General features: G+C 65.0%; 23 protein-coding genes. 6 read left to right on the forward strand and 17 right to left on the reverse strand.

Translation table 11 applies throughout. From position 1 onward, the window contains the following. Positions 1-48: 48 nt before the first annotated feature. Entirely contained in the window at positions 49-498 is a 450-nt protein-coding gene (locus tag ACSSV8_RS11775) for an FxsA family protein (protein ID WP_354537770.1), read from the reverse strand. Positions 499-605: 107 nt separating this feature from the next. Between ACSSV8_RS11775 and ACSSV8_RS11780 the strand changes: the two genes are divergently transcribed. From ACSSV8_RS11780 to ACSSV8_RS11790, 3 genes are read left to right on the forward strand one after another with little or no spacing between them, the layout of a single operon-like run. Next, positions 606-1,265: a Tim44/TimA family putative adaptor protein gene (locus tag ACSSV8_RS11780; protein WP_354537771.1), complete on the forward strand. Its 660-nt coding sequence runs from the start codon at positions 606-608 to the stop codon at positions 1,263-1,265. Positions 1,266-1,312: 47 nt separating this feature from the next. Then, on the forward strand, positions 1,313-2,299 hold the full coding sequence (mltA, locus tag ACSSV8_RS11785) for a murein transglycosylase A (protein ID WP_454282557.1): 987 nt from the start codon (positions 1,313-1,315) through the stop codon (positions 2,297-2,299). Next, entirely contained in the window at positions 2,296-2,880 is a 585-nt protein-coding gene (locus tag ACSSV8_RS11790) for a Smr/MutS family protein (protein WP_354537773.1), read from the forward strand. The genes mltA and ACSSV8_RS11790 overlap by 4 nt, the downstream gene beginning before the upstream one ends. Here the strand turns inward: ACSSV8_RS11790 and ACSSV8_RS11795 are convergent. From ACSSV8_RS11795 to hslU, 3 genes are all read right to left on the reverse strand, one after another. After that, the gene (locus ACSSV8_RS11795; protein ID WP_454282558.1) at positions 2,863-4,086 is read right to left on the reverse strand and encodes an MFS transporter; all 1,224 of its coding nucleotides are present in this window, start codon (positions 4,084-4,086) and stop codon (positions 2,863-2,865) included. The genes ACSSV8_RS11790 and ACSSV8_RS11795 overlap by 18 nt on opposite strands. Before the next feature lie 1,009 nt (positions 4,087-5,095). Then, positions 5,096-5,791 carry a DUF3800 domain-containing protein gene (locus ACSSV8_RS11800; RefSeq protein WP_354537776.1) on the reverse strand — a complete coding sequence of 232 codons (696 nt, stop codon included), beginning with the start codon at positions 5,789-5,791 and terminating at the stop codon, positions 5,096-5,098. A 168-nt stretch (positions 5,792-5,959) separates the two neighbouring features. Continuing rightward, a complete protein-coding gene (hslU, locus tag ACSSV8_RS11805; protein WP_454282559.1) occupies positions 5,960-7,267 on the reverse strand; it encodes an ATP-dependent protease ATPase subunit HslU in 1,308 nt (435 codons plus the stop codon). A 175-nt stretch (positions 7,268-7,442) separates the two neighbouring features. On the opposite strand from hslU, the gene ACSSV8_RS11810 reads away from it, so the two are divergent. Together ACSSV8_RS11810 and ACSSV8_RS11815 are read left to right on the forward strand one after the other, a co-directional pair. Next, positions 7,443-7,727 (forward strand): BrnT family toxin, encoded by a 285-nt coding sequence (locus ACSSV8_RS11810; RefSeq protein WP_354537778.1) that lies wholly within the window; start codon positions 7,443-7,445, stop codon positions 7,725-7,727. Continuing rightward, positions 7,675-7,962, forward strand: a complete 288-nt coding sequence (locus ACSSV8_RS11815; protein ID WP_354537779.1) for a BrnA antitoxin family protein — start codon at positions 7,675-7,677, stop codon at positions 7,960-7,962. The genes ACSSV8_RS11810 and ACSSV8_RS11815 overlap by 53 nt, the downstream gene beginning before the upstream one ends. On the opposite strand, the gene hslV is transcribed toward ACSSV8_RS11815, so the two are convergent. The 11 genes from hslV to ACSSV8_RS11870 form a co-directional block, all read right to left on the reverse strand. Continuing rightward, the gene (gene hslV, locus ACSSV8_RS11820) at positions 7,953-8,507 is read right to left on the reverse strand and encodes an ATP-dependent protease subunit HslV (protein WP_454282560.1); all 555 of its coding nucleotides are present in this window, start codon (positions 8,505-8,507) and stop codon (positions 7,953-7,955) included. The two genes, ACSSV8_RS11815 and hslV, sit on opposite strands and share 10 nt — an antisense overlap. Before the next feature lie 61 nt (positions 8,508-8,568). After that, a complete protein-coding gene (locus tag ACSSV8_RS11825) occupies positions 8,569-9,717 on the reverse strand; it encodes an amidohydrolase (protein WP_354537781.1) in 1,149 nt (382 codons plus the stop codon). A 78-nt stretch (positions 9,718-9,795) separates the two neighbouring features. Further along, entirely contained in the window at positions 9,796-10,116 is a 321-nt protein-coding gene (trxA, locus tag ACSSV8_RS11830; protein ID WP_354537782.1) for a thioredoxin, read from the reverse strand. A gap of 57 nt (positions 10,117-10,173) precedes the next feature. Beyond that, a complete protein-coding gene (gene addA / locus ACSSV8_RS11835) occupies positions 10,174-13,527 on the reverse strand; it encodes a double-strand break repair helicase AddA (protein ID WP_454282561.1) in 3,354 nt (1,117 codons plus the stop codon). Beyond that, entirely contained in the window at positions 13,524-16,463 is a 2,940-nt protein-coding gene (gene addB / locus ACSSV8_RS11840; protein WP_454282562.1) for a double-strand break repair protein AddB, read from the reverse strand. The genes addA and addB overlap by 4 nt, the downstream gene beginning before the upstream one ends. Beyond that, a complete protein-coding gene (locus tag ACSSV8_RS11845; protein ID WP_454282563.1) occupies positions 16,450-17,139 on the reverse strand; it encodes a nucleotidyltransferase family protein in 690 nt (229 codons plus the stop codon). Before ACSSV8_RS11845 ends, addB begins: the two co-directional genes overlap by 14 nt. Then, on the reverse strand, positions 17,136-18,146 hold the full coding sequence (locus tag ACSSV8_RS11850) for an aminoglycoside phosphotransferase family protein (protein WP_454282564.1): 1,011 nt from the start codon (positions 18,144-18,146) through the stop codon (positions 17,136-17,138). Before ACSSV8_RS11850 ends, ACSSV8_RS11845 begins: the two co-directional genes overlap by 4 nt. Beyond that, entirely contained in the window at positions 18,139-18,609 is a 471-nt protein-coding gene (gene tsaE, locus ACSSV8_RS11855; RefSeq protein ID WP_454282565.1) for a tRNA (adenosine(37)-N6)-threonylcarbamoyltransferase complex ATPase subunit type 1 TsaE, read from the reverse strand. The genes ACSSV8_RS11850 and tsaE overlap by 8 nt, the downstream gene beginning before the upstream one ends. Before the next feature lie 47 nt (positions 18,610-18,656). Continuing rightward, positions 18,657-20,093 (reverse strand): PAS-domain containing protein, encoded by a 1,437-nt coding sequence (locus ACSSV8_RS11860; RefSeq protein WP_454282566.1) that lies wholly within the window; start codon positions 20,091-20,093, stop codon positions 18,657-18,659. Between the two features lie 165 nt (positions 20,094-20,258). Continuing rightward, entirely contained in the window at positions 20,259-20,957 is a 699-nt protein-coding gene (locus ACSSV8_RS11865) for a fumarylacetoacetate hydrolase family protein (protein ID WP_354537789.1), read from the reverse strand. Between the two features lie 65 nt (positions 20,958-21,022). Beyond that, positions 21,023-22,165 (reverse strand): alpha-D-ribose 1-methylphosphonate 5-triphosphate diphosphatase, encoded by a 1,143-nt coding sequence (locus tag ACSSV8_RS11870; RefSeq protein ID WP_454282567.1) that lies wholly within the window; start codon positions 22,163-22,165, stop codon positions 21,023-21,025. A 40-nt stretch (positions 22,166-22,205) separates the two neighbouring features. On the opposite strand from ACSSV8_RS11870, the gene ACSSV8_RS11875 reads away from it, so the two are divergent. Next, positions 22,206-22,883, forward strand: a complete 678-nt coding sequence (locus ACSSV8_RS11875) for a DUF1045 domain-containing protein (protein ID WP_454282568.1) — start codon at positions 22,206-22,208, stop codon at positions 22,881-22,883. Here ACSSV8_RS11875 and phnN read toward each other — a convergent pair. Together phnN and phnL are read right to left on the reverse strand one after the other, a co-directional pair. Then, complete coding sequence (gene phnN / locus ACSSV8_RS11880; RefSeq protein WP_454282569.1) at positions 22,865-23,413, reverse strand: phosphonate metabolism protein/1,5-bisphosphokinase (PRPP-forming) PhnN; 549 nt, start codon at positions 23,411-23,413, stop codon at positions 22,865-22,867. The two genes, ACSSV8_RS11875 and phnN, sit on opposite strands and share 19 nt — an antisense overlap. Beyond that, the gene (gene phnL, locus ACSSV8_RS11885) at positions 23,410-24,093 is read right to left on the reverse strand and encodes a phosphonate C-P lyase system protein PhnL (protein ID WP_354537792.1); all 684 of its coding nucleotides are present in this window, start codon (positions 24,091-24,093) and stop codon (positions 23,410-23,412) included. Before phnL ends, phnN begins: the two co-directional genes overlap by 4 nt. Positions 24,094-24,102 lie beyond the last annotated feature (9 nt).

Consider the following 24,102-nt stretch of genomic DNA (forward strand, 5'->3'; position numbering starts at 1 on the left):
CTGATCGAAATGAAGTCCGCGATTGCTTAGCAGGGGAGCGGCCGCGCCTCAATGCCTGGTCCAGCCCGAGGGGTCATTTCTGTCCGGCTCGACGGCTTCATACTCGCCCTCGATGATATCGGGCCGGGGCCTGGGCCGGTTCATGTCATGCACCACGATGCGTCTGCGGATTTGCGCGAACAGCCAGGCGCGCACCGGCGGCAGCAGCAGGGCAAAGCCGACGGCGTCGGTAAAAAATCCCGGCGTGAGCAAGAGCGCACCTGCGAAGAGGATCATTGCCCCGTGAACCAGCGGCTCCGACGGATCGCCATCGCCGCCAAGGGCCGCGCGCAGCCGGTTCATTTCCTGAAATCCCTGTCGCCGCAAAAGAGCTGTGCCCGCAAGGGCAGTCAGGATCACGATGGCCAAAGTCGGCCAAAGGCCGATAACCCCGCCAACCTGAATGAAGAGTGCGATCTCGATCAGCGGCACGGCGATGAATGCCAGCAAGAGCCACATGGACGGCCTCCTTGGATTTGCGTGGCTTGTGGTGGACTTGGCCACTTCCCTCCCCTACATAGGGGCAAGTGACAGAGCCTGCCATGCCCGCACGACACGAGGTGCTCATGAATTCGCCGATCCTGCAATTACTGGTTCTCGCCGGTATCGCCATTTTCCTGATTGTCCGGCTCAAGAGAGTTCTCGGCACGCGGGAAGGTTTTGAGCGAAAACCCGCCACGCGTCCGCTTGAAAAGCCGGTGGAGCGTCGCGGCTTCGAGGTGATCGAGGGCGGTCCCGATCACGACATCACCGATCATGTGCCCGAGGATTCAGACGCTGCTGCCGCGCTCGCAGAGATGAAGCGGATCGAACAGGATTTCGGCGTGACCGATTTCCTTCAGGGTGCGCGGGGGGCCTATGAGATGATCCTCATGGCTTTCGAGCGTGGCACGCTCGACGAGGTGACGCCGTTTCTGTCGCCCGAGGTCTATGAGGCCTTTGCCCAGGTCGTCGATTCGCGTGAGCAGCAGGGGCTGAAGATCGAGTCGGAATTCATCGGCATTCGTGACCTTGCGCTCAATGACGCAAGGTTCGATCCGGCAAGCCGCCGTGCAGAGATTGACGTGCGTTATGTCGCCGAGCTTGTTTCGGTGGTGCGCGATGCCAATGGCGAGATTGTCGAAGGCGAACCCGGGCGCAGCAAGAGGCAGAAGGATCTGTGGACTTATGAGCGCATCATGGGTGCGGACGATCCGAACTGGCGGCTTGTTGCCACGGGCGAATGACCGGAGCGCGGCACGCGTTTCCCCTGATTTTGACGCTATGGTCGGCCATGGCGGGCGCGTCTGAGTTTCGACACGAGATCCTGGATTTTTCCGACCTGCGCGGTTGGGCGGAGGATGACCACGCGCGCGCGCTCACGGTTTTCAACGAAACCTGTGCCGATATGAAGGATCCGGACTGGCAATCGCTTTGCGCCCTCGCGCAGACCGGACCGGACGCACGGACGTTTTTCGAACTGTTCTTTCGTCCGGTGATGATTTCGGACGGAAGCCCGGCGCTTTTCACGGGATATTTCGAGCCGGAGCTGCGCGGCGCGCTGCAACCCGGCGGGCGCTACCGCTACCCGGTCTACCGGATGCCGCCCGAAGCGCGCGAGGTCAGCCCTTGGCTGTCACGGCGCGAGATCCTGTCCGGCGATGTGATGTCGGGCCGCGGATTGGAAATCGCCTGGGTCGATGACCCGGTCGAGCTGTTTTTCCTCCAGATTCAGGGGTCAGGCCGCATCCGGCTGCCGGATGGCGGGGTGATCCGCGTCGGGTATGGCGGCGCGAACGGCCATCCCTATCGCTCCATTGGCAGCGAACTGGTGCGCCTTGGTGTCTACGAGGCGCATCAGGTCTCGGCCGAGGTGATCAAGAACTGGGTGCGGCGTAACCCGGAGGCCGGCGAAGCGTTGCTCCATCACAACCCATCCTATGTGTTTTTCCGGCGCGTGGACCAGGTCCCGCCGGACCGCGGCCCGCTTGGTGCGATGAACCGTTCGGTGACGGCAGGGCGCACGATCGCGGTTGATCCGGCCCATGTGCCGCTCGGAGCGCCGGTCTGGATCGAAAAGGAGGGGCACGGGCCGATCCGCCGGTTGATGGTGGCGCAGGATACCGGCTCGGCGATCAACGGGCCGCAGAGGGCGGATATCTTTTTCGGCACCGGCGCGGATGCCGGGCGCGCGGCGGGGCGCTTGCGTGATCCGGGGCGCATGGTCGTTCTCATGCCGATCCAGCGCGCCTACGCGATGCTGATGGAGACCGGCCAGTGACCCGCAAGCGCCACCTGCGCCCCGAGGAAGAGGCGCTCTGGCAGGAGGTCGCGCGCCGCACCGTGCCACTCAAGCCGCAGCGGCCCGCGATGCCGCTCCTCTCCAAACCCGCGCCACGCGAGGACCCGGCGTCGCAACCAATCGCGCCGTTCCGTCCTGGGCCGGTCGCGCGCCCCGGCGCGCCCGGTCTCGATATGCTGCCCGGTCTCACCGACCGAAGCAAAACCCCACCCGTCGCGATGGATCGCAAGGCGTTCGAGCGGTTGCGGCGCGGCAAGCTGACGCCCGAGGTCAAGATCGACCTGCACGGCATGACGCTGGATCAGGCACATGGCGCGCTTACCGGCTTCATCCTGCGCGCGCATGGTCAGGGCCGGAGGCTGGTTCTGGTCGTCACAGGAAAGGGCAAGCACCGCGACGATGGTGGCCCGATCCCCGTGCGCCAGGGCGTGTTGCGCCATAATGTGCCGCATTGGTTGCGCATGGCACCGCTCGGGCCACTCGTGCTCCAGATAACCGAGGCGCATCTGCGGCATGGCGGGGGCGGGGCCTATTACGTCTATCTAAAGCGGCAGCGATAGCTCTGGTCGGGCGCGGACCACGCCGATCGTCATCATCAGGCTGGAAAAGGCGAAATAGGCGGCAATCATGACGAATTGCGTCTCGATCCCGATCCCGAAATCAATCGCAAGCCCGGTAATCCCCGGTCCGATCGCCGAGCCGAGCACCATGATCGCCGCCGCCATCGCCTTGATCGAACCCATATTGGCGCTGCCATAGAACTCCGCCCAGAAGGCATTGGGCACCACGCTGTTGGCCCCGGTGGTGAGCGCCAGCAGCACAAACCCCGCAAGCAGCAAAATCGGCCCGTCCGAGACCGAAAACACAAGGAAGGCCCCGATCATCGGAAGCTGGATGAACGGCAGCACCCGCGACGTGCCAAGCCGGTCGATCAGGAACCCGGCCAGCACCATCGCGCCGATGCCGACCAGCGTGTAGAGCGGGAACATGGCGACGAGGTCCAGATGCGCCACGGCCTTCACCTCGGCGATATGGACCTGGTGAAAGAAAAACGCGGTGTTGAAGGCGGACGGCCCCAGCAATGCGGGCACCATGAACCAGAACAGGAAATGCCGCAGCGTTTCCCCGCGCGTCCAGTGCCGCCCGCGCATCCCGAGCGACTGGCTTGTCTGTGCCCAGCTTTGCGGCGTGCGTTCCTTTCGGAGGAGCAAAAGAAGCAGCGGGATGCCGATGAAGGCCGCGACCCCCGCCACAACCCACAGCGTCCGCCAGTCATACGTGACCAGCAGCGCCACGAACACGATGGGCAGCAACGATTCTCCGATCGCATTGCCCAGCGTCGCCACCGACAGGGCCTTGCCGCGGGTGGCGACGAACCAGCGCGCCATGGCGACGACGGCAAGGTGGCTCATCATCCCCTGCCCGGCAAAGCGCAGCGCGAAGACGATCACCGGCAGGAGCCACCACACCGGGTTGAGCGCCATCGCCAGACAGGCCAGCACCATGCCGACCAGAACGATGGGGGCCAGCACGCGCACACGGAAGAGATCGGTCAACCCCCCGGCCCAGACCATCAAGAGCGCCGAGGCGGTGGTGCCAAGCGTGTATATTCCACCCCATTCCCCGTGACTTAACGAGAATGCCGCGCGGATTTCCCCGGCAAAGACCGAGATGAAATAGGTCTGCCCGAAACTCGACAGAAACGTGAGCAAAACACCGACCGTCAGCCAGCGCGCATTGTCCCGGAGAAAGGCGAGAATCGGCATGTCCTTAAGTCGCGCGAAACCGGGGGAGAGAAAAGCGGTTTCCACCCACCCGCCCGGACCCGGGGGATCAGGACCCTGTCACCACGGCAAACCCCCGGCCGGGATCGCGCCGGTTTCCTGCCGGTAGCGTGTCGATATCGCGCCGGTGCCGGATGCCGCGCGGGGCGGGCTACCGGCGAGGCGCGGGGTAACGGCGCGGTCGGCGGGGGCGGGACGCCGCCACAAACACACCGTCATCCCCGCGAAAGCGGGGATCTCCTGGGGTGGGTGCTGCGTGGGGGAGAGTCCTGCCTTTGGGGGAATGACGGGGGGGTGGGGAGCGTTATCCAATCTAACACGGGTGCTCGGCATGCGACACGCCAGCACCAGCGCTAGCATTGATCGAGTAGAGTGCCACACCATATAGAAAACACTTGACTTTAAAGCAGTTTTGTTTGCCAGAATTCGATTCGCCCTTGACAAATCCACTTAATCATCTATCTATAGGTTGTTCATCTGCCCATGGCAGAAGGAGCTCGAAAGCCGCTTAATCTCATGGTTGGGCGGCTTTTGCATTAAAATACGTAACCTTTGCTCCGTTTTTTGTCCAAGTCTCTGATGGTCCAATCCTGTGAGACATAGAAGGCTGTAACTAGAACGACGACATGCTTTTTTTCGGCGAGAATGACCACGTATCTTTCGAATTCAAGCCAAAGGTAGATTTTCACCGTACCGTCGCCCTCGACATAGCGCCAACGGCTAAGACTTTGAGCCGTTCCTTCCAACATGGATTGGATCCACGATAGGCGGCGCGCACGCTCAGGATCAAATAGCCTCGGGTTGCCTTTGGATATCACGTGCCAAACGCCCTCCTCTATGTCACCGTCCTTGATCGATGAGTTGTAAACAATAGGCTTTCCTTCGAACTGTCTGCGCGGATTGCATCGAAAAACTTTAGTAAACTCCGAATCGAGTCTACTAACAACGTCTTCCCAGTTTCCATCGGTGTCTATCATTGGCGGCAAAGGCATCAGTTCACCCTCGGACGCCAGACGAAAATGTTGAACTTCTGGTTGCTCAGAGGTGTTGAAACTAGCAAAGACCGTTTAAGCTTGGCTTCAATGCGTTTGCAGATAGCCATCTTTGCAAGGCTTGAATCTAGCCCACGTTGAGCATAAACAAGCGCTCCCAAAAACAAGTCAGTGAGCTGCATAAGCTCCAGCTCGTGCGACCGAGCGTGCTGAATCTTGGAGATCCTTTCACCCGTGAAGTCATAACGATCATTGCACAGGACCTCTTTAAGTTTCTGAACCTTAAATTTGCTCCTTGTATCCTTGATGTCAATGTAAATCTCGTTCTGTTCGACAGGTGAAATAATCTTATTAAGCAGGGAGAAAAACATCTTGTAATAAAATGCATCATGACTTCCAGCATTGAAAGTGTCGTGATCCAAAAGTCTTTTGTCTGGCACGATCAGCGCCCGAAAATGGATGGCGTCATTGTCAAAAAACCAATCAACAACCTCTTGATAGAAATCAATCCGAGAGGTCGACACTTTGGTCCATTTCAATTCCCCGTTCGCGTTATGTCTCCGCTTGATATCACGAAGTTGTGCTGAAAGTAGGCGAACAGAACTGCGGTTCGTCCAAATTGAGCCCAAGCCCATGGCTGTGCTTTCATCATGCTCTAGATGGCAAGATTCGTCACAATAGATCGCGATGCTCATGTGCACGTCTCTTTTAAACTTCTTAAAGGAATAGCGGCTTTGCGCTTCGTCAGCAAGCGGACGATGACCGTTCTTTGCTCACTAATACAACATGAGCATCGGCTTTAGGGGGCGCAGAAGTGTACCATCGGGGACGAATACTTGGCACCTGTGTGCAGCTTCCCCCCTCTACAAAACATACCTCGACAAATCCGCCGACCGCATCAACTCGCCCAAATTCTTCTCCACAAACGCCGCATCCACCACCACGCTCTCGCCCGAGCGGTCGGGGGCGGTGAAGCTGAGTTCCTCGAACACCCGTTCCATCACCGTATAAAGCCGCCGCGCGCCGATGTTCTCGACCGACCGGTTGACCTCCGCCGCGATATGGGCGAGCGCGGCGATGCCGTCCTCGGTGAAGCTGACCGTGACCTCCTCGGTGCCCATCAGCGCGGTGTATTGCAGGGTGAGGGCGTTGTCGGTCTCGGTCAGGATGCGGACAAAATCGGCCTCGGTGAGCGCGCGCAACTCGACCCGGATCGGCAGGCGGCCCTGCAGTTCGGGCAGGAGGTCCGAGGGTTTGGCGATGTGGAAGGCACCCGATGCGATGAAGAGGATATGGTCGGTCTTGACGGGGCCGTGCTTGGTGGAAACGGTGGTGCCCTCGATCAGCGGCAAGAGGTCGCGCTGCACGCCCTCGCGGCTCACGTCGCCGCCGCGCGTCTCTGCGCGGGCGCAGACCTTGTCAATCTCGTCGAGAAAGACGATGCCGTTCTGTTCGACCGCCTCAACGGCGGTGCGGGTCACGGTTTCGTCGTCGAGCAGCTTGTCGGCCTCCTCAGAGATCAGCAAGTCATAGCTCTCGGCGACGCTGAGGCGCTTGGTGGTGCGGCGCTGTCCGAACGCCTTGCCGAAGATCTCGCCCAGGTTCATCATGCCCATCTGACCGCCGGGCTGGCCGGGAATGTCCATCATGCCCAAGGGGTTGGAGGTATCGGCGAGCGAGACCTCGATCACGGTCGCGTCAAGCTCTCCGGCGCGGAGCTTCTTGCGGAACATCTCGCGGGTGCCGTCGCGGGCATCCTCTCCAGCGATGGCGGCGATGACGCGATCCTCGGCGGCCTTGTGGGCGCGGGCCTTGACGTCCTCGCGCATGTGCTCGCGGGTCTGGGCGATGGCGGTGTCGAGCAAATCGCGGATGATCTGCTCGACGTCGCGGCCGACATAGCCCACTTCGGTGAACTTGGTCGCCTCGACCTTGAGGAAGGGGGCGCGGGCAAGCTTGGCGAGGCGACGGGAGATTTCCGTTTTGCCGACGCCGGTAGGGCCGATCATCAGGATGTTCTTCGGATAGACCTCGTCGCGCAGGCCCTCGGGCAGTTGCTTGCGCCGCCAGCGATTGCGCAGGGCGACGGCGACCGCGCGCTTGGCACCCGACTGGCCGATGATGTAGCGGTCAAGCTCCGAGACGATCTCGCGCGGGGTCAGGTCGGTCATTGAGGAATCCTTTACCGGTTTGCGTCAGAGATACGCAGTGTGGGGGGGGATTTGAAGGGGTTGAAAATTGTAGCTACAAAGTGTATCTTTCATGTGAAATTCTTCATCTGATACCGGCGAGGCGAGAAGGCTATCATGGCAGGCAGTGGTAATATTCTCGCAAACGGAGCCGGACATGAATTTCGAATGGGACGAAGCCAAGCGAGTGGCGACGAAAAGGAAGCACGGGATCGACTTTGCCGATGCCATACAAGTCCTTTTGGCAAACCCTATGATTTTAACTGCAAAAAGCGACGTAGAGGACCGCTTCATCGCCATCGGGCCATTGGCGAACACGCTGATTGCCATCGTCTTTACAATGCGAGGCGATACTGTCCGCCTGATCACGGCGAGAAGGGCACGAAAGGATGAGCAAGAGCGATATCAGACGTTACACACTGGAGGAGGCCCGCGAGCTTAAGGGCGAAACGGACTGGGAGGCCTTGAAGAACTCCCCGCCTTATGAGGGGGAACAAGAGTTCGAAGTTGACTGGTCCAAGGCGCGTCTGGTTGAGCCGATGCCAAAGAAGCTCATCTCGCTGCGCCTCGATCCCGATATTGTCGAGTTTTTCCGCAGCCAAGGCAAAGGCTATCAGACGCGGATGAACGCCGTGTTGCGCGCCTATATGGAGGCCAAGATCTCCGGTCAGGGTTGAATACGCTCGACCGTCAGGTTGCCATTTGTGTAGACGCAGATATCGGCGGCGATGGCCATGGCGCGGCGGGCGATGTCTTCGGCCGTAAGGGCGGGGTTTTCCGCAAGGCCACGCGCGGCGGCGAGGGCGAAATTGCCGCCCGAGCCGATGGCGGCGATGTCATGTTCGGGCTCGAGCACGTCGCCCGCGCCGGTGATCACGTAAAGCTGGTCGCCGTCGGTGACGATCAGCATCGCCTCGAGCTTTTGCAGGTATTTGTCGGTGCGCCAGTCCTTGGCCAGATCGACGCAGGCGCGCTGGAGCTGGCCCGGCGTCGCTTCGAGCTTGGCCTCGAGCCGCTCGAGCAGGGTGAAGGCGTCCGCCGTCGAGCCGGCAAAGCCCGCGACAACCGGATGACCGCCGGGGCTGAGGCGGCGCACCTTGCGGGCCGTGCCCTTGATCACGGTCTGGCCAAGGCTCACCTGACCATCGCCCGCGATCACCACCTCACCGCCGCGCCTGACGCCGATGATGGTGGTGCCGTGCCAGCCGGGAAAATCGCTCATGGGGGTCTCCGTTTTGCCTTGGCCTATATGGAAGGGGTGCGCGCGGGGTGCAAGGGCGCGGTCAACCCAGAAGGTCGCGCGCGATCTGCGCGAAAATGCGGCTGCCGATGGGAATGAGGTCGTCGGGAAAGTCGTAATCGGGATTGTGCAGCGCGGCGTGATCCTCGCCCGCGCCGAGAAACAGCATGGCGGCGCAGGCGGCATGGCCAAAGCGCCCGAAATCCTCTGACGCGCGCATGGGCAGGCCGCGCGTGTCGTGGGATATGGCCAGCGCATCGAGCGCATTCCGCAGGATCAGGGTCGCATCCGGGTGGTTCTCACAATGGGCGAAGATGTCTTGATAGCTGTGCGTGACACCGAGGTTGTGGGCCTGTGCCGTTTCCTCCAGGAGCGTTTCGGCGGCCTCACATAGCGCGGCCATGCGGTCATCGGTGAGCGTGCGCAGGGTGACGTAAAGCCTGGCCTCGCCCGGTGCGATGCCGAAGGCGGGCGCGCCCATTTGGGCATGGGTCACTGTGGCGAGGGTATAATCCGGGCGCGCGGTCGTGCCATGGCTGAGCGCGGTCAGCGCCGGCATGAGACGGGACAAGGCGGCCATCGGGGAGGCACCGTTTTCCGGCTCGGAGGCATGGGCGGATTTCCCGGTCAGTATCATGGCCATGCCACGCGAGGCGCAGTTGACCGGACCGGGCGCAAGGCCGACATGGCCCAATGGCAAGCCGGGCATATTATGCAAGGAAAACGCGTAATCGGGTGAAATGGTCTCGAATTTCGGATCGGCAAGGACTGATGCAGCACCGGCGCCGGTCTCCTCGGCGGGCTGAAAAAGGAGGACGGCCCGGCCCCGCGCGGGACGCTGGCGCGACAGCATGCGGGCAAGGCCCATGAGGATCGCCATATGTCCGTCATGACCGCAGAGATGGCCCTTGCCGGGAACGGTGGAGCGGTGCGGCAGCGCGCTTTGCTCTTCGATGGGCAGCGCGTCAAGCTCACAACGGAAAAGCACAGTGGGGCCAGGGGCGGATCCGTCAAAGACAGCGGCAAGCCCGTGCCCACCAAGCCCTGTGACGAGACTATCGGGCGCAAGCGGGGCAAGCGCCACCTCGATGCGCTGCGCGGTCATGGCCTCCTCGCCCGAAATCTCGGGGTGGCGGTGCAGCTCATGCCGCAGGGCGGTCAGGTCTGCGATATCGGAATTGGTCAGGGTCATGGCGCGATCATGCCGATTGGCAGACAAAAGAAAAGGGGCCGCGACATGCGCGACCCCTGACATGCGTTAAGCGGTGGCTCAGATGCTGTCTTCGATCCAGCTTTGCAGCGCGGCCTTGGGGGCGGCGCCGGCGCGGTTGGAAACCACCTCGCCATCCTTGAAGATGAAGAGCGCGGGGATACCGCGCACGCCCATGGCAACGGCGGAATTGGGGTTGGAATCGACATCGACCTTGACGACCTTGACGCGGCCCGCAAGCTCGGTCGACAGTTCCTCAAGGGCGGGACCGATCTGTTTGCAGGGCCCACACCACTCGGCCCAGAAATCCACCACGACGGGTATGTCGGAATTCTTCACCTCGGCATCGAAGGTGGCATCGGTTACGGCGACGGTGGCCATTGGCTCTCTCCTATGATCGGACACTTGCCGCGAACCTATGGAGCGCGGGCGTCAGCGTCAAGGACCGGTGGCGCGGGCAAGCGCCGGGCTCACAAGAGCGTGTGGCAGGCGCATGAGCGTGGCCGTGCGCGTCCAGAGGAGGGCCGTTTCGATGCGACGGCCGGGATAGACGAGGGCGAGCGCATGGGCATAGGCCCCCATCTGGCGCAAAAGCGCCTCCGGCGTGTCCTCCGGGCTTTCGGGCACCTCGGCATTGGTCTTGAAATCGACCGCGAGGATATGGTCGGGGGCGACGACCAGCCGGTCGATGACACCGTGCAGCCGATTTTCGCCCCAAGGCGCGGTAATCGGCACCTCGGCGAGGGCGTCTGCGCCGAACAGCGGTTCGAGGGCGGGTTTGTCGAGCACCCTTTGTGCCTCGGCCAGCAGGAGGGTTGTTTCCTCGGGTCCGGCTGCGTCGGGACCCGATGCAAAGATCAGCGCGGCCTGCTCGGGCCAATCGGCGCGCGGCAGGTCCGGCAAAAGCTCCAGCAGGAGGTGGATCTGATGCCCGCGCCGCTTGGCAGCGGTCTCGTCAAGGCCGCGCTCACCCGGCAGCGCCTTGACCCCTCCAAGATCGGAGGGGCTCCGGGGCTTGGGCGGGTCGAGAGAGGGCGCGTGGGTCTGAAAGAGCGGTGCAAGGGGCGGTTGTGATGGCAAGTCGCGTTGCGTAACTTCAGACACCGTTTCAGCCCAAACACCGGTTTGAACCCTCAATCCGGGGCCAGTAGGCAGCATCTGCTCCGTTGCGCCGACCGCCTCCATTCCGCGCCGCACCCGATCGTGCCAGGCAAGCCCATCCCTTCCCGGATCACCGGCGGCGGCGACGATGAGCCACGTCTCTGCCCGCGTCATGGCGACGTAAAGCAGTCTGTCGCGTTCGGCCATCTGCGCGGCGCGGCCTGCCGCCACGGCGCTGGAGATGGGCGGCGGCATGAGGTCGGTCTTGCCGCGCCAGAGCGGAATCCCGTCATGTGCGACGATCTCGGGCGCGTCGGGCGGTTTCCAGGCACCGGTTTCAGGCAGGATCACCACCGGGGATTCAAGCCCCTTGGCCCCGTGCACGGTCATGACACGGATGCGATTCCCGGCGCTGTCCATCTGGCGCTTGATTTCGAGATCGTCGGTTTCCATCCAGACGAGAAAGCCGGTCAGGCTGTCCACGGCGCGTTGTTCATAGGCAAGCGCCTGAGTGAGCAGCGCGTCGATCCCGTCTTCGGCCTCGGCACCGAGACGCGCGAGCAGGCGGCGGCGGCCGTCGTGGCGCGTCAGCAGGCGCTCGATCAGCTCGAACGGGCGGAGGAAATCGACCTGACGGCGCATATCGTCAAGGATCGCGCGGGTTTCGGGGTGCTCGTCGCGCTCGCGCAGCACCTCCCAGAGGGTCCGGGGGCCACGGCCCTGGGCAAGGGTGAAAAGGTCATTCTCGGACCAGCCGAAGAGTGGCGAGCGCAGCGCCGTGGCGAGCGACAGGTCATCTTCGGGCGTCGCCAGAAACGAGAGCAGCGCGGCGATGTCGCGCACGGCAAGTTCGCCGCCGACCTTGAGCCGGTCGGCCCCGGCGATGGGCAGGCCCTCGGCCTTGCAGGCGCGAATGATCTCATGAAACAGCGCGGAGCGGCGGCGCACCAGAATGAGCACATCGCCTGCCGTGATGGGGCGAAAGGAACCCGGAGCGTCGCGCACCGGCAGCGGCGCGCGCCCCTTGATCAGCGCGCGGACATGCGCGGCGATATGGCCTGCGAGGATCACCGCCGGGTCGCTCTCGTGCCGGATGTCGACGGGCAGGTGCCAGGGCGGGGGGTCCTCTTTGTCGGGCTTGGGCACGACCGGCCAGAGATCGACCCGTCCGGGGAGGGAATCGAAAAACGCGATGTGGCTCTGATCCGGCAGAAAGCCGCTTTCTTCGGCATCGTCAAAGGTGGCATCGACGGTAGCGAGGATCGCCGGGGCGGAGCGAAAGGAGTGGGCAAGAACGCGGCTCTGAAGCGGGGTATCGGTCTCCGCAAGGCGCGCGGCGAAATCGCGCTGCATCCGGTCGAACTCTCGCGGGTCGGCCCCTTGGAAGGAATAGATCGACTGCTTGCCGTCGCCCACGACAAAGATCGTGCGCCGCGTGTCGCCGCGCGCGCCCTGCCCGCTGGTGAATTCCTGCGCCAGACGCTCGATGACCTGCCATTGCGCGGGGCTGGTATCCTGTGCCTCGTCCACAAGGATATGGTCGATGCCACCATCGAGCCGGTAGAGCACCCAGGCGGCGACGGCGGGATCGGTCAGCAGGTCGCGGGCACGCAGGATCAGATCATCGAAATCGAGCAGGCCGCGACGCTGTTTTGCGCGGGAATAGTCTCTGATGAAAACCGCGCCAAAGGCGTGCAGCGAGGTGCTGCGCTCGATGGCGAGCAGCGCGAGACGGGTGTCACGGGCGGTCTCGACGCGGGCCATCCATTGCTCGATCTGCGGCATGATCGCGGCGAAGGACTGTTGCGTTGCCTTGGTCGGAAACGATCCGATCTTCGCGGAAAAAGGTGATTTTGCGGCCTTGCCTGTCAGGAATACATCCTCAAGTATCGGCAAGGCGGTGAAATCGAACGTGGCAATGCGCGCAAGCTTGTCCGCCGCCTTCACATCGTTGGAAGAGCCTGCGCGCAGGCCCGGCAAAAGCTGCTCGAGCAAGGCGCGCTCGGACCCGAGAAAAACCTGCGCCGCGAGGCTTTCGCGGCTCAGATCCGGGGGCTGGCCGAACAACGCACAGAGCGCGGCGGGGTCCTTGATCTGGGCAAAGCCGACCTGATGGCGGAGGATCTCAAGGGTGAATTTATCGAGAGTCTCGCCGGAATAGTGCCTGGCGACATCGTAAAATAGCGCAGCGTCGGGTCCGGCGGCGATCTCCTCCACGATTTCGGCGCGCAGCAGGCGCGCGGTCTGGTCATCCATCTCGGTAAATTGCGGCGTGACACCCGCCTCGAGCGGAAAACGGCGCAAGAGGCTGGCGCAGAAAGAGTGGATCGTCTGGATCCGGAGCCCGCCCGGCGTCTCGATCGACTGTGCAAAGAGACGCCGAGCACGGCGCAGGTCGCTGGCATCCGCCGTTCCCTGATGGCCGAGCTTGCGCAGAGCGTCGGTCAGGGCTTCATCCGGCTTCATCGCCCAATCGCCGAGACGCGCGAAAAGCCGGTTTTGCATCTCGCTGGCGGCGGCCTTGGTATAGGTGAGGCAGAGGATATGCTGCGGGCTGACCCCGTCGAGCAGAAGCCGCGCCACCCGGTCGGTGAGCACACGCGTCTTGCCCGAGCCGGCATTGGCCGATAACCACGTGGACTGATCGGGACGCGCGGCGGCGAGTTGGGCGAGGGTGGCAGCGTCGGTCATGGGCCGACCCACTCGGGTTTGGGAGGATCGGTGATGTCCCATTCGCCGAAGCGTGCAAGCTGATCGAAATCGCCACTCTCCTTTTCGTTGCGCGGGGCGCGGCGGGAGACGTAGCCCTTGTCCCGCTCCATATAGGCAGCGATCAGCTCGGTCAGTTCGGCGATGGTCTGAGCGGTTTGTATCTCATCGAGCGGTGCCTCGACGATGCCGGGGGTGCTTCCCATCCCGATATAGGCGGCGCGCAGCACGGGCAGGGGGCCGAGGTCGTCAAAGCCGCCGCGCTCGGCTATGGCCGCCTCGAGCAGGAGTTGCTTGTCGAAATGAGTCTGCTCCTTTTTGGAGGGCGGCGCGCCGGTCTTGTAGTCGTAGATCAGCGCGCGCCCGTGCGGATCAAGGTCGATGCGGTCGGCTGTGGCGGTCAGGGTAAAGAGCGGGGTTTGCAAAGCGAGCGTGCCGCGCCTTTCGACAGCAGCGGGCCGCGCGTCGCGGCGGCGCGCGGTCTCACCTTCGACAAACCACTCCGCCACCCGTTCGATACGCGCGAGCCAGAGCGCCCGCGCCTCTCCCCAAGGCACCATTTCAGCCAGAACAGTCTTTGTTACCTGCAAAAGAGCCTCGGCGCTCAGGCGCACAGGATCGTTGCGCGTCTCGGAGATGAACCGCTCCAGGATGGTATGGAGCACGGTTCCGCGCATCATCGCGTCGGGTAATCTCATCAAAGGATTGAGAGGCTTGAGGCCAAGAACATGTTTTGCATAGATCGCATAAGGATCTCGGACCAGCCTCTTGATCTCCGTGACCGAGAGACGGTCGGGCCGTAGTGCTACGGGTGGACAGGGCGCGGGCCGTGGAGCGCGGGGCACCGCACCCGATTCCTCGAGTTGGGCGGCGCGGGCAAGCCAGGCCTGACCCCGGGCGCGCATGGTTGAAAGCGTCTCTGTTCCAGCCTGATCCGGCAGACCGGCCAGCAGATTCTGAAGCCGGTTGAGCCAGCGGGAGACGACGGTTTGCGCATCCGAAGAGCGCACGGAGCGCGTGAGCCAGACTTCGCGCGCTGCGATGGCCTGCTGAAAATCGTGCGCCTGAAGGCCGATACGCCGCTCGGGCAGCAAAAGTCCTGCCTGTGTGCGCAATGCGCGATTGAGCCAGGGGTCCGGCGCGGCGCTTTCGGGCCAGGTGCCCTCGTTGAGACCGCCCAGAATGAGCAGGTCGCAGCCTTGAACGCGCGCTTCGAGCGTGCCCCAGATGCGGATTTGGGGATGCGGCTCGAGCGGGTCGCGCACCTCGCGCTGTCGCAGGAGGGCGTGGAAGAGATGCGCATAGTCGACTGCCGAAATCGGGCCACCAGAAGGTGCCTCGGCGATGAGCTCGTCCATCGCGGCGCGGGCCTCTTCGCCTGCCTCGCGCTCCCAAAGCGTGCCACTGCCTTCGGCCCGGCAGCCGCGCGCGATATGTTCGGCGAGCAGGAGATGCTCGGTCACGCGCTCGACCAGCGGGCGGTCGCCCGGAGTGTTGCGCCCGGTGAAACAGGTGCAGAGCCACCGCACCCAGTCGGCGGCAAGCGGCTCGGTCCGGGTCTCGCCCCAGGCGCGCAGGCTCTCGGCATCGGGGTAAGGCGGGCCGTGGCGGCGCAGGTGCAATTCCAGCCGCGCGGTGAGGTGGTGATGCGGGCCGCGCCCGTCGCCCTGATGGGTGAGGGGGTGCTTGAGCAGGGTCAGAAGCGCCTCGGCGCTGAGCCCGTTGGCGAATATCTCGGCGACATGACGCAGAAGGCGACCGGGTGGCGAAAGGTGCAGGGGCTGACCGGCGCTGTCATCGGGGCGGATGCGCCAACGGTCGAGCGCGGCGGCAACCTGACGCCCAAGCGTCCTGTCCGGCGTGATCAGAGCCGCAGTCGTGCCCGTCTCGGCGGCCTCGCGGAGGCGCATTGCGATGGCGAGCGCCTCTTGACGGGTGCTTTGCGCCTCGATCAGGGTGACGCCCTCCATCGCGGCGGGAATATCCGAGAGCGCGGGGCCGTCGCGCAACCATTGATCGGTGACCGGGGCAGGGCGGAGCGCCAGCGACAAGAGGCGGTTGCGCGCGGCATTTGGCGGCGCCGCGTCGGCCCAGCGGCGGATCGCGGTCGGGGCGATACCCGCACCCCTGGCGAAGCGCGCAAAGCGGAATTGCGGGTGATCCTCGGAGGTGTCGGGATCCGCGAGCGCCTCCCAGACGGCGGCGGGCGCGTCGAAATCGAAACCGGGCAGGACAACGGCCCCTTGCGGCAGCCGCGCCACTGCCTGCATCAGAAGCTGTGTCGTTCCGCGCGAGCCGGTGGATCCCGCAACGATCACCGGGTGTTGCGGCGGGGCGCTCCGCCAGCGTTCGATGAGCCGCTCGATCACCATCCGCTGCCGTGTCTCGGGGTCGGGCGCGGTGGCAGAGGCATCAAAATAGGGTCTGACAATGCCCAAAAACGATTTTATCCGCGCCCAATGGCCGGATTGGTCGGTGATGTCGAGCGCGTCGATGGCTTGGGGTGCAACACCTTCGCCATGCATCTCGTCCATCAGCGTGGCAAGGCTGTCGGCGAGATCGAATGCGGCGCTGCGGGGGGCGAGATCAGGCTGGTGGTCGATGAGCGCAGTCACGAGTTGCACCAGTTCCAGCCGTCGCCGCAGACGCGGGGCGGGGGGCGGGAGATGCGCCAGATCCCATCTTTCGCCGAGATCGGTGACAAGGCCGATGCGCGGCAAGAGGCAGGGCGGCCCCTCGTCCAAGATCTCGCGCAGGCGGCGGGCCATGCGGCGGGTGTTGACGATGATCTGAACGCGGGCCAGCGCCTCGGGCGGGGCATCTCGCAGCCGTGCGCGCAGCCCGTAGATGAGCGCGCGCGGGAAATCGACGCCAGGGGCGAGCGCGAAGACGTGAGGGGTCGACTCAGTCTCGAACATTGCCCAAATCCAACATCATTTCGGCCAGCGCGAGTCCCTCGGGGCGGCCCACATCGCACCAACGACCGGGATAGCCGACGCCGAAGAGACGGCCATTTTCAGCGATCCGGTCCCAGACGCGATTAAGCGAAAACCGCGTCTCGGGGACGGTATGGAGCGGATCGGGCGCGATGATCTGGACGCCGGAATAGACAAGACCCGGCCCGCGCGAAAGCATACCATCCTCCGCCATCGTGAAATCGCCCGCGCCGCTGTGGCCGATGGCGTTTTGGGGCGGAATGCAGAGAAGGAGCGCGTCCATGCGCGCAGGATCCCAGAGCGGCGCGAGGAAGGTGAGCGGGTTCGGGCCGCGCCAGATCGCATCGGTGTTCATGGTCACGACCGGGCCGGGGCCGAGGAGTGGCAGCGCAGCGCGCAGACCGCCGCCGGTTTCAAGGATTTCGGGGGTCTCGTGCGAAAAGAGCAGGTCGCGTCCGGCGAGATGGGCGCGGATCTGCTCGGGCAGGTAGTGGAGATTGACCACGGTGCGCGGTGGGGCATAAGCGTCCACCAGATCGAGCGCATGGTCGATAAGGGCGCGGCCTGCCACCTCGACCAGCGGTTTGGGGCGGGTGGCGGTGAGCGCGCCCATGCGGGTGCCGAACCCGGCGGCGAAGAGCATCACCGGCAGGGTCATGCCGCGCACCGGGATTTGAGGCGGGCAAGGATTTCGGGCGTTGGGACCGGCAATTCCGACGCGACCAGAGCAGCGACGGGCGCAAGCGCGGGATGGCGCAGGTCCTGGGCAAGATGTGCCCACACCCGGGGAATGAGATCGACATAATGCGCCTTGCCGTCGCGCAGACAAAGCCGGGCGAAAACGCCGAGTATCCGCAGGTTGCGCTGGGCACCGAGACAGGCATAGGCGGTTGTGAAGCTCTCGGTGTCCTGCGCGGTTCCGGCGATGTAGCGGGCGATCATCGCCTCGGCCAAGGGGCGGCTCACGTCGCGGCGGGCGTCTTGCAACACCGAGACGAGGTCATAGGCCGGATGGCCGCGCATCGCGTCCTGAAAATCGAGCAGACCGACACGGGCGATGCCGTCACGCTCGGGCAACCAGAGCAGGTTTTCGGCGTGATAATCGCGCTGGATCAGCACCGTGTCGAGAGCGGAGAGCGTGGCCAGAACAGTCTCTGTTTCAGCGTAAAATTGATCTCTTCTGATGCTTGTTGTGCCTGTTGCGCCGGGGCGATACCAGTCGAGCGCGAGGCAGGCGAGCTCGGCCATGAGCGCGGGCGTGTAACTGGCAAGACCGGCGGGCGGGGCATGGCGGTGCAGGGCCACGAGAAGATCGGTGGCGGCCTCGTAGAGCGGGGCCTCCATCCCGGGGCTCTGTTCGAGCAGGCGGGCGAAGAGCGCGTCGCCGAGATCTTCGAGCAGCAGAAGGCCGGCCCGCACGTCCTCGGCAAGGATCGTGGGGGCGGAGAGGCCAAGGCCCGAAAGATGCCGCGCGATGTGCAGGAACGGGCGCACGTCCTCGCCGCGATCGCGGGGCGCATCCATCAGCACCGCGCATGCGCCGCCGGGGGCGGTGAGGCGCAGGTAGCGACGATTCGAGGCGTCGCCGGCAAGGGGACGCGCCTCGGCCGCAGCCCAGCCGACGGAGGTGAGAAAGGCGGTGATTTCGACACTGCGCTCAGGCATCGGCAATCCCTTCGAGGCGGGAGGTCCAGCGCGGATCGGACCAGCGCAGGGTGAGGCGGCGGGCTTCGTCGGCGTCCCCGGGGGCAAGGTCGAGCAAGAGCGCGCTCCCGGGCGCAAGATCGCCAAGGCGGTCAGGCCATTCGACAAGACAGATGTCCGTTTCGAATGCTTCGGTCAGGCCAAGCTCGACCAGCTCACCCGGTTGGGTGAGCCGGTAGAGATCGGCGTGCCAGATCCCGGCATGGGGTCCGGGATAGGTCTGGACCAGCGTATAGGTGGGCGAGGGCACATCCTCGGGGGAGGGCAAGAGGCTCTGGATCAGGCAGCGGGCAAAATGGGTTTTCCCCGCGCCGACACCGCCCGACAGCAGCAGGACATCGCCGGGGCCAAGGCGGGGCGCGAGGCGCTGGGCCAGCGCGCAGGTTTCGGCGGGACTGACAAGATAGAGGGTTCGGGTGGTCATGGCGCGAGACTACACGCCCCGCCGGTGCCTGCAAGCCGGATGCGGGCTCAGGCGCTGAGCGCGGCCGCGTCGCTTTGCGCCCGCATGTGGCGAAGCGAGAGCATGGCTTGCCCGTGACCGAGCGGCGAGAGCCCCACGGCAAGGACGGCACCACGCTCGAGTGCCGCGCTTTCACCGAAGGCGGTGATGGCCTCGTTGCGCAATCTGGTCTCGATCCCGTCCCAGAGCGCGGGGCGCGGAAATCGGGTGCGGCAGGCGGCGAGCAAATCGGGCAGGGAAAGGCCCGCGCGCGCCTCTGGCATGAGGCGCAGGAGAAGGGCGAAGCGCCGGTTGCAAAAGAGCAGCGCGCCGTCCCGGTCGAGCACGGCGATCCCCTCGTCGACGCGATCGAGCGCGGCCTGACGCAGATCGAGCGCGGCGCGTTGATCGCGGGTGCTGGCGACCTCGTCGGAGATGTCGGCAAACAAAAAGGCCACCGCCCCGTTCGGATGGGGCCGCCCGGTGACGCGGTAGGTGCGCCCGTTCACAAGGCTCCAGACCTCCTGATACTGGCCGACATCGGCGGCATGGATCATCGCCGTGATCTGCGCTCGCCAGGTGGCATAGCTCCGAGGTTCCGGCATGACCTGCCGGTCGCGCAGCCTGTCGAAGAAATCGAAGATCTCGGGGCGGTTGCTGAGAAATACGGGATCGAGGCCGGTCAGGTCCGTAAGCGCCGGGTTGAACATCGCGAGCGCGCGGCTTCGGTCGAAGGTAGCAAGTCCGGTCGGCAAATCGGCGAAGGTCCTGGCGAGGGTCTGAACGAATTCACGCTGCGATTGTTCGGCACGCACGCTGGCGGTGACGTCGTTGGCATAGATGATCTGCCCCTGTTCATGCTGCACACAGGAGATGTCATACCAGCGCGGCGGGTCATCGAGCGCCACGCGGCCCGGTTGCGTCGTGGCAAGAAGGCGGTTCAGATCCGGTTCGGGGATGATCTCTGCGGCCCTGTTCTGCCACAAAACCCGGCCCGAGGGATCGCGCAGCCAGACCGGCAGTGGTGCCGTCCGGAGTGCGCTGCGGTGACAATCATCCGCTGCCAGCCGCGCGAGGAGGTCCTGGCGCGCGGCGGCGCAAATGTTGGTGTCGGCGAGCGTCACACGGAGCGTTGCGCGTTGCGGGGTGAGCGTGAGGCGCGCGCTATCCGCGGTCAGGGTCATGTCTTCCCCGACCGTTTCGGGCAGGGAAAAGCGGGGGGCGAGCCAGCGGCGGAATCGGGACCAGTCGCTTTCCTGTGGCTCAGCGGCGTCAGGCATCACGAAATCCGACACATCCGTGTCGATCAGCGCGCCATCGCGGAACAGAAAGTGACGCATGGTATCGGTTCCGGGGACGGGCGAGGGCCGCGCTACGAGAAACCCCGAAAGCCACACAACCAAAAGCGAAAGGACCAGGGCTGTCCCCGCAAGGATCGCGAAATCGAGTGTCGTCAGACCCGCCATGCCGCCTCTCCGCATCTTTCCTGTCGGCAAGCGTGGCACAAAGAGGTTAAAGGGCCATTAACAGAGACCGGGTGCTCCCGTGGCACCCGCTCTCTCGAGGTGGGTGTCCGAAAGACACCGTGGATCGTGGTCACGCGCCGATGGATCGCGCGCGGTCGTCTTGCGTTATTCCGCAGCGCCGATGGTGATGGTGAGCGGCGCAAGCCCGTCGATCTCGCCCCGCAGCACATTTCCGGGTGCCACCGGTCCCACACCCGCAGGCGTGCCGGTATAGATCAGATCGCCCGCCCCCAGATGATAGAAGCGTGAAAGATGCACGATGATCTCGGGCACCGACCAGACCATATCCGACAGCCGCGCCTCCTGCGCCACGCGGCCATCCACGTCAAGGCGGATCATCTGTTCGCCGATGTCGCCAAAGGCCGCCTTGGGGGTCAGCGCGCCGATGATCGCCGAATCCTCGAAATCCTTGCCCAGATCCCATGGCCGCCGCTTGTCCTTGGCCTGCCCCTGAAGATCGCGCCGCGTGAGGTCGATGCCGCAGCCATAGCCCCAGACCGCCGCCATGGCCTCGGCCTCGGTCACCCGAAAGGCAGGCGCACCGAGGGCCACGACGAATTCCATCTCGTGATGACAGTCGCGCGTCTCGAGCGGATAGGGGATGTTTGCGCCGCTGAGGCAAAGCGCATGGGGCGTCTTGGTGAAATAGAACGGTGCCTCTCGGTCCACCTCGTTGCCCATCTCGGCGGCATGGGCAGCATAGTTGCGCCCGACGCAGAAGATGCGGCGCACCGGATAGCCCCGCGCATCCCCCTCGACGGGGACGAGCGGCGGGGCGGCAAGATCGAAAAGCGGCGTGGTCATGGGGCCTCCGGGTCTGGTTCGCCGCCGGTTATGCGCCCCGGCCGTGGCCTTGTCAAAGCCCCCGCTCAGGCCACCCGCCGCCCCTGCGACCAGACCCCGCGCACCGCCGGGGTCTCGCCCCGGAGCGTCACGCGGATCACGTCCGCGCGCGCGCCCGGCGCGATGCTGCCCCGGTCCGAGAGCCCCACGGCGCGCGCCGGGGCTTCGGTCACGGTGGCGATGCCGCGCGCCATGTCGCCCCAGTGCCGTCCCAGCCGCACCGCCGCAAACAGGAGCGCCGAGGGCACGTAATCGGATGACAGAATGTGCAGGAGACCAAGATCGGCCAATTCCCCCGCCGCCACATTCCCGGAATGCGACCCGCCCCGGATCAGGTTCGGGGCACCCATGATCACCTTGATCCCCGCCGCGTGACAGGCGCGCGCGGCCTCCACCGTCGTCGGGAACTCCGCGATACCGACGCCATACCGATGCGAGACCGCCACCTGTTCGGCGGTGGTGTCGTCATGGCTGGCCAGCACCGCGCCATAGCGGCGTGCCTGCGCCACCGCCGCCGCCTCGTGCCGGTCGCCATGCGCTTCGCGCAGCGCCTGAAGGTGCGCCACATGGGCTGCAAACTGCGCATCGTCAAGGCCGTGCTTGCCCTTCACATAGGTCTCGAGCTTGGAAATGTCGCGGAACTGCCGCTGTCCCGGCGTGTGGTCCATGAGGCTGACAAGACCCACACGGTCCTCGGGGCCAAAGGCGGCCATCTCGGCCTCGAGCGTCTCGGAACAGACCTCGGCGCGCAGGTGCAGGAAATGGCTGATCCGGAGCGCGTCGGCGGCGCGCAGCGCCAGAAGCTCGTTCGCCAGCCCGCGCGCGTATTCGGCATATTTGCCGATGCCCGACGGCACCGACCCCACGCGCATCGCGTCAAAGACCGTCGTGATCCCGACGCTGGCAAGCTCTGCGTCATGGGCAAGGATTGCCGCCTCATGGGGCCAGTGGACCGAGGGGCGCGGCTGGATATGACGCTCCAGATTGTCGGTATGAAGCTCGACCAGACCCGGCATGACCAGATCGCCCGCGCAATCCACCGCCCCGGTCGGCACGCCTGCGCCATCGGCCAGATCGGCGATGCGCCCCTCGCGCAGCACGACCGATCCGCGCCGCACCTCACCGGGCAGGACGATTTCCGCATTGGCGAGAATGGTCTCTTCTGTCATGTCGCTCTCATGCCTTTCCGCGATCGTGGAGAAATGCCCGATGCCCTTCACCCGCTACGCCATTTATTTCACACCCGCGCCGGGGCCGCTCGCCGCGTTCGGCGCGTCCTGGCTGGGCTGGGACCCGGTGCACGGTGCGCCTTGCGCCCATCCCGCGATGGACCTGCCGCTGGCCGAGATCACCGCCACACCGCGCAAATACGGGCTGCACGCGACGATGAAGCCGCCCTTTCGCCTCGCCCCCGGCCAGAGCGAAGAGGCCCTCGCCGAGGCGCTCGGCACCTTTTGCGCGGGCCGCGCCCCGGTCGCGCTCGATACGCTCGAACTTGCGCGGCTTGGCCGGTTCCTCGCGTTGCGGCCCGTGGGGGATGACCGCGCCCTCGACACGCTCGCCGCCGACACGGTGCGCGCGTTCGACCCCTACCGCGCGCCCCTGACCGAGGCTGAGCTCGCGCGCCGTCGCGGCAACGGGCTCTCGCCGGACCTTGAGGCCAACCTGTGCGACTGGGGCTATCCTTATGTCATGGAGGCCTTCCGCTTTCACATCACCCTCACCGGCACCCTGCCGTCTGACATGCTCGATGTCGTGCAGGCCACGCTTGCGCCGATCCTCACACCGCTCCTGCCGCGCCCGTTCGTGATCGACGCGCTGTCGCTCATGGGCGAGGATCGGGAGGGGCGGTTTCACCTGATCCACCGTCACACCCTGACCGCATGAAGCGCCTTGAGCGCGGCGCGGGCCAGCCTCTCGACCGGCGCGCCGGCGTCGAGCGTCACCACCGGCCCCACCCCCTCGGGCAGCGCTTGCGCCGCGCCGCCGAGGCGCTCGGCGATATCTTCGTCCGTCTCGCGCCCGCGCCCCGCAAGCCGCGCCGCCAGAACACCCGGATCTGCGGTCAGATGCAGGACAAGGAAGGGCTGAAATCGCGCCTGCGCAACGGCCAGCACCGTGCGCGAGAGGTTGACCAGAAGGTCACGCCCCTGCGCCAGGTCCATGCAGACCCCGACCGGCACGCCATACTGCAGCCCGTGCGCCCGCCAGTGCAGCGCAAAACCGCCATCCCTGAGCCGCGCGTCGAATTCCGGTTCGCTCACGGCCTCATGCCCCTCGCCATCCGGGTCGGCGGGGCGCGTGATCACCCGGCGCACCCGCCGCAGGGCGGGCCGCGCCTCGGCCATGGCGCGCATCAGCGTGTCCTTGCCCACGCCCGAGGGCCCGACCACGGCGATGAACCGGCCACGGGTCATGCCGCCGCACCGGCCGCGAAGCCCGACACATCCACTTCGCGGTCGCAGACCCGCGCCCGCGCCCCCTCGTCGTGGAATATCCCGAGGATCGCCGCGCCGCGCGCCTTGGCCTCTTCGATCAGGCACATGACCGCCTCGCGGTTTTCCGCATCGAGGCTCGCCGTCGGCTCGTCCAACAACAGCGCCGGGTAGTCATGGGCAAAGCCGCGCGCGATGTTCACCCGCTGTTGCTCGCCACCCGAAAAGGTCGTGGGGCTCAGTGACCAGAGGCGCGCGGGGATGTTGAGCCGCACAAGCAACGCCTCTGCGCGGTCCAGCGCCTCGGCCCGCGCCACGCCCAGAACAAGCAGCGGTTCGGCCACCACCTCCAGTGTCGGCACACGCGGCACCACACGCAGGAACTGGCTCACATATCCCAGAACCTCGCGGCGCAGCGCGATGATCTCGCGCGGGGCCGCCTGCGCCACATCGACCGCGCCCACCATGATCCGCCCGGCATTCGCGCGGTAATTGCCGTAGATCATCCGTATCAGCGTCGATTTGCCCGCGCCCGAGGCTCCGGTCAGCGCCACGCATTCACCAGGCTCCACCCGCAGATGCGCGCCCGCCATCACTTTGATGACCGCGCCGCCCTGATTGTGCAGCGTGAAACTCTTGTCTGCCGCCTCGACTGCAATCATCCCGTTTCC

It is taken from the genome of Roseovarius sp. MBR-79 (assembly GCF_053628555.1).

Coding starts and splice junctions, on each gene's coding strand:
- ACSSV8_RS11775 (WP_354537770.1), bottom strand. CDS start 498: ATGTGGCTCTTGCTGGCATTCATCGCCGTGCCGCTGATCGAGATCGCA.
- ACSSV8_RS11780 (WP_354537771.1), top strand. CDS start 606: ATGAATTCGCCGATCCTGCAATTACTGGTTCTCGCCGGTATCGCCATT.
- mltA (WP_454282557.1), top strand. CDS start 1,313: ATGGCGGGCGCGTCTGAGTTTCGACACGAGATCCTGGATTTTTCCGAC.
- ACSSV8_RS11795 (WP_454282558.1), bottom strand. CDS start 4,086: ATGCCGATTCTCGCCTTTCTCCGGGACAATGCGCGCTGGCTGACGGTC.
- ACSSV8_RS11800 (WP_354537776.1), bottom strand. CDS start 5,791: ATGAGCATCGCGATCTATTGTGACGAATCTTGCCATCTAGAGCATGAT.
- hslU (WP_454282559.1), bottom strand. CDS start 7,267: ATGACCGACCTGACCCCGCGCGAGATCGTCTCGGAGCTTGACCGCTAC.
- ACSSV8_RS11810 (WP_354537778.1), top strand. CDS start 7,443: ATGAATTTCGAATGGGACGAAGCCAAGCGAGTGGCGACGAAAAGGAAG.
- ACSSV8_RS11815 (WP_354537779.1), top strand. CDS start 7,675: ATGAGCAAGAGCGATATCAGACGTTACACACTGGAGGAGGCCCGCGAG.
- hslV (WP_454282560.1), bottom strand. CDS start 8,507: ATGAGCGATTTTCCCGGCTGGCACGGCACCACCATCATCGGCGTCAGG.
- ACSSV8_RS11825 (WP_354537781.1), bottom strand. CDS start 9,717: ATGACCCTGACCAATTCCGATATCGCAGACCTGACCGCCCTGCGGCAT.
- trxA (WP_354537782.1), bottom strand. CDS start 10,116: ATGGCCACCGTCGCCGTAACCGATGCCACCTTCGATGCCGAGGTGAAG.
- addA (WP_454282561.1), bottom strand. CDS start 13,527: ATGACCGACGCTGCCACCCTCGCCCAACTCGCCGCCGCGCGTCCCGAT.
- addB (WP_454282562.1), bottom strand. CDS start 16,463: ATGTTCGAGACTGAGTCGACCCCTCACGTCTTCGCGCTCGCCCCTGGC.
- ACSSV8_RS11845 (WP_454282563.1), bottom strand. CDS start 17,139: ATGACCCTGCCGGTGATGCTCTTCGCCGCCGGGTTCGGCACCCGCATG.
- ACSSV8_RS11850 (WP_454282564.1), bottom strand. CDS start 18,146: ATGCCTGAGCGCAGTGTCGAAATCACCGCCTTTCTCACCTCCGTCGGC.
- tsaE (WP_454282565.1), bottom strand. CDS start 18,609: ATGACCACCCGAACCCTCTATCTTGTCAGTCCCGCCGAAACCTGCGCG.
- ACSSV8_RS11860 (WP_454282566.1), bottom strand. CDS start 20,093: ATGGCGGGTCTGACGACACTCGATTTCGCGATCCTTGCGGGGACAGCC.
- ACSSV8_RS11865 (WP_354537789.1), bottom strand. CDS start 20,957: ATGACCACGCCGCTTTTCGATCTTGCCGCCCCGCCGCTCGTCCCCGTC.
- ACSSV8_RS11870 (WP_454282567.1), bottom strand. CDS start 22,165: ATGACAGAAGAGACCATTCTCGCCAATGCGGAAATCGTCCTGCCCGGT.
- ACSSV8_RS11875 (WP_454282568.1), top strand. CDS start 22,206: ATGCCCTTCACCCGCTACGCCATTTATTTCACACCCGCGCCGGGGCCG.
- phnN (WP_454282569.1), bottom strand. CDS start 23,413: ATGACCCGTGGCCGGTTCATCGCCGTGGTCGGGCCCTCGGGCGTGGGC.
- phnL (WP_354537792.1), bottom strand. CDS start 24,093: ATGATTGCAGTCGAGGCGGCAGACAAGAGTTTCACGCTGCACAATCAG.